At 62.5% G+C, this 3,734-nt stretch carries 2 protein-coding genes; both read right to left on the bottom strand.

Features of this window, described 5'->3' with window-relative positions:
* On the bottom strand, positions 1 to 710 hold a 710-nt coding region (locus BMX68_RS24800), incomplete at its 3' end, for a DUF4123 domain-containing protein (protein ID WP_017129753.1).
* Positions 710 to 3,481, bottom strand: a complete 2,772-nt coding sequence (locus BMX68_RS24795; protein WP_074862775.1) for a type VI secretion system Vgr family protein — start codon at positions 3,479 to 3,481, stop codon at positions 710 to 712. The genes BMX68_RS24795 and BMX68_RS24800, both read right to left, overlap by 1 nt.
* Between the last annotated feature and the right edge of the window lie 253 nt (positions 3,482 to 3,734).

Genomic DNA, 3,734 nt, shown 5'->3' with positions numbered 1-3,734 from the left:
AGGCGTTGATGGAAGGCGGCGCGTTGTTGAGGCGGTACGAGCACGGGGTGTTCAAGCATCAACCGGTAAAACACGCCATCGGCTTCCGCGTCTGCCAGCAATTGATCAAATTGCTCGGTCGACAGGCGCAGATGCGTTTCTGAGTCCATCTCGGCGGCGTCGACTGATACAGGCTCAATAGGCCCTGTCTGCCACTCTCCGCTACGAGCAAACCAGCGCCAGCCCTGAACGATATCGAGTACGCGCCGGTACTGGGTCGGAGAAAGGGTTTGCAGCAACCCCGGCAGAATACGGGTGTCGGCAAAGCGCAGATGAACCGGTTTGGGCCGCTCCTGAACCTGGGCCTTGGCCAGATAGCCGAACAGCATTTGCAACGCCGGCTCGGGGTAGGCACTGCGCAGCCAACTGAGGGCCGGTGTGCCGGCGGTGAGTCGCAGCAGTTGTTCGATTTGCGCAGTGCGCTGTTGCGGCACCTCACTGATCGCGATCAGGTGCGGTGCCACTTCGCCAAAGGCTTGCAACGGCGTATTCGCCAGCGCATTGACAGGTGTCCAGCGATGGCGGCGGGCGGTCGCTTTAAATCGGTCCGAGCCCACTAGCGCCACATCCACCAGCGCCCAATAGGGTGCTGGCGGTTCGGATTGCATCCAGGTCTGTACCTCAAGGGTGGCGTTAGCCGTGGGCGGGTCGTAGGCAAACATCAGCGCCATTACTGTAACTCCGCATAGGGCGCGCCTTTACGCGCCGCTTTAAGCATGCATTCCACACAAACTGATTGCGGGAACAGCGGCAGGCCGAAGTGGGAACTACTGGGCTCTTCGAACTGATGCGCACTGGCCTGTACCTTGATTGTCCCCGGACAACTGAAGGTGATATGGCCGTCTTCAAGGGTCACGCTCGCACCGCCCTCCACGGCCAGGTGCAGGGTTTTACCCGCCGCCATTTCCGCTTCGGCATTGATCGAGAGAATCTTCAGTTCGCCTTGGGCATTGAGGTGGAGGTCGTCCTGTTGCGCCTGGATATCCACCGCGCCGTCCCCGACGATCAGGCTGATGCCGATGTCATCGGCCTGTTGCGCGCCCGCGAGGTAGCCGATGGCCTGGCCGCTGTGCAGGCGCACGCTGTAGCCGGCGACCATCTGGGTGTTGTAGCCGCTACCGAGGGTGAGGGTTTCGCCAGCGCTCCATTGCAGTGATTGACCGGCGATCTTGGCGATGCTGTCGCGGGCGCTGAGGGTCAGCAAGGGGTCGCCGCTGTGGGGGATGGCGTGGTGGCTTTGGCGCTGCAAGGCCTCTCCCGCGGCCTTGGCCAGTTGCTCGGGGGTGACGGTGGTGTTCAGGCTGGTGTGCAACGCCTTGAGCGGTGCCTGATCGTTGATCAGCGCGCTCTGGTTGGCCTGTTTTACCCCGCGATGGCTGGCCAGGGGGACGCTTTGGTGGATTTGCGCGGCCAGGTCAAAACAGGCGGCGATATCACGCTGGCGTTGCAGCAGGGCTTGCGCGGCAACGGCATCGCCCGCCGGGGTTTGCGGTTCGATGGCGTAGGTGCTGAGCAGCAGGCCCTTGGCGCCACGCAGGACGCCGTAGGCGTCGGTGCGCAGTTCAAAGCCCTGGCCACGAAAACTGCCCCGGTAGTTGCCGGCCTGATGAATCAAATGGCCCAGGTTGAGCTGGCTGTGGGCTTGGGTGGTCGCCATCTGGATGCGGCCTTGCTGGTCGCTGTCATCGAACACCAGTTGGTTATAGCCCTGGCCACCGAATTCCTGGGTCTTGAACCCCGACATCGCCGCCGCGTTGCGGTGCAACTGGTCGTTCGCGCAGCCACCGTGCCAGGCCGGGCTGTTGCCGCCCGTGAGGTTGGCTTCGGCGCTGGGGTGTCGGTCGTTGGCCACTTTATAGACCGACAACTGGCGCTCGCCGGGAACACCGCCCGGTGTCGGGGCCTCGCCCCCCTCGCCGCGACCGTTGTACAGGGCCTTGGAAATAATCGGTCGGTCGATATCACCGTTGATGAAATGCACCAGCACTTCCTGGCCGATGCGCGGCAGAAACTGGGTCCCGGCGCCATCGCCGGCAGCGGCTTGCCCCACCCGCAGCCAACAACCACCACGATCTTCCTCGGCTTGCCAGTGAAAGCGCACCCGCACACGCCCCAAGGCATCGCAATACAAGGGGCTGCCACTGCCCGGCGTGGTCTGGCCGTCGGGGCCGACGACGATGGCGGTTTGCGCGCCGGGGGCGGTGGGCACGGGATTGAGCCGTTGGCCGGTGCCATCGGCCAGCGTCGGGCGCCAGGGTTGGCTGTGCGGCACGGCCTTGAACTGCTGGCCAAAACCACTGCGCTGGGCTTGGGCCTGCACGAGGGGGTCCAGCTCGTCGAGTGACAATCGCCGGGTCAGGTCAGCCTCGTCCAGTGGGGTGCCGCTGTCCAGGTGGTTGATGCCGTAGCTGTGTACCTGGGTGAAGAGGAAACGTTTCTGCCCGTGCAGGTGTTTGGCCTGGGTCCAGGGCGCCTTGAGTACTTGAAAGTGCGTGCCGGCACGGGCGCTGCGCACGGTTGCACGGCCTTTCCAATGCAGTTTGTCGACCTGCAATGCATCATTGTGCAGGTGCAGGTAATGCTCGGCCTCCCGGTGGTCGGCAAAGGCGTAGTCGCCAACCGGGTCGTAGCTTTCCAGGCTTGCACGTCCTGGCCCGAGGGCGCGTGAAATACTGATGGCCCGGCGGCTTTTGTAATTGCTGCTCAGCAGGGTGATGCGATTGGGGCTCAACTGGCTGCGTTGTCCCATGAATTCCACGCTGTCTTGTTCTTCCACCGCGCCGGGTGTGTGATAGCGCAGGCCGTCGGTGCTGGCTGAGGTGAGGTCTTCGGGCAGTAGCGGGCTGTGGCCAAAGATCACCAGGCAATGGCCGGCGGGGGCCTGTTCATCCTCGACAAAGCAATAGCCCAGGCCTTCCTCGGCGAGGATGCGTTGCACAAAATCAAAGTCGCTTTCGCGGTACTGCACGCAGTAGCTGCGGGGGCGAACCTGACTGAGCAAGCGGTTGGCGTCGCCAGTGAAGCGCCAACGGGCGTAACGTTCATAGCCGGCGAAGACCTGTTCGATGATCGCCTGCACGGTTTTGTCCTGGAACACGCGCGAGTGAAAGCCCTGGGTCAGGGTCCACAGCCAGGGCACCAGGGTCAGGTGATAGCGGGTTAGGGCGCCGTCGCTGCCCTGGCGGCTGATGTGGCTGAGCAAACCGCTGCGGCGGCTGTAGCGGCCATCGGCGAGGGTGGTCAGCAGGGTGATTTTTGTGCCGAGCAAGGGTTGCAGCGCACAGGTGTGATCGGTCCCGAGGGCCAGTACGTTCCAGTGGTAAAGCTCGGATAAGGTTTCATGGCCGACCCAGCGTTCCACTTGAAGTTGATTCAGGGGCAAGGGGGCCTCAAGGGAATGCAGGCGGGTGTGACGAGGCATGGTGGAGTCGGGTGAGTTCATCGCGGTGATATCCATCTTCAAGGCTGCGGCCATGCAGTCGGTTGAAAAGCTCGCCGTTTAGCCAGTCGGGGATCACCCGCCATATGTACCAAGGCGTAGGAAGTTCATGGCGCGTATAAAAAGAACAGGTACGCGAGAGGCCAGTGTGCCTAGGTGTGCGGGAAGATGGGGGGGTGTTCGGTGTTTAAATAGATGAGCTACAGCAAGTAAGGAAAAGTCCTACAAGACTCCGCACATTGAAGTTCTTTATTGC

The sequence above is a fragment of the Pseudomonas agarici genome (assembly GCF_900109755.1).
Classification (GTDB): domain Bacteria; phylum Pseudomonadota; class Gammaproteobacteria; order Pseudomonadales; family Pseudomonadaceae; genus Aquipseudomonas; species Aquipseudomonas agarici.
This window is presented reverse-complemented; position numbering and strand designations above follow the sequence as displayed.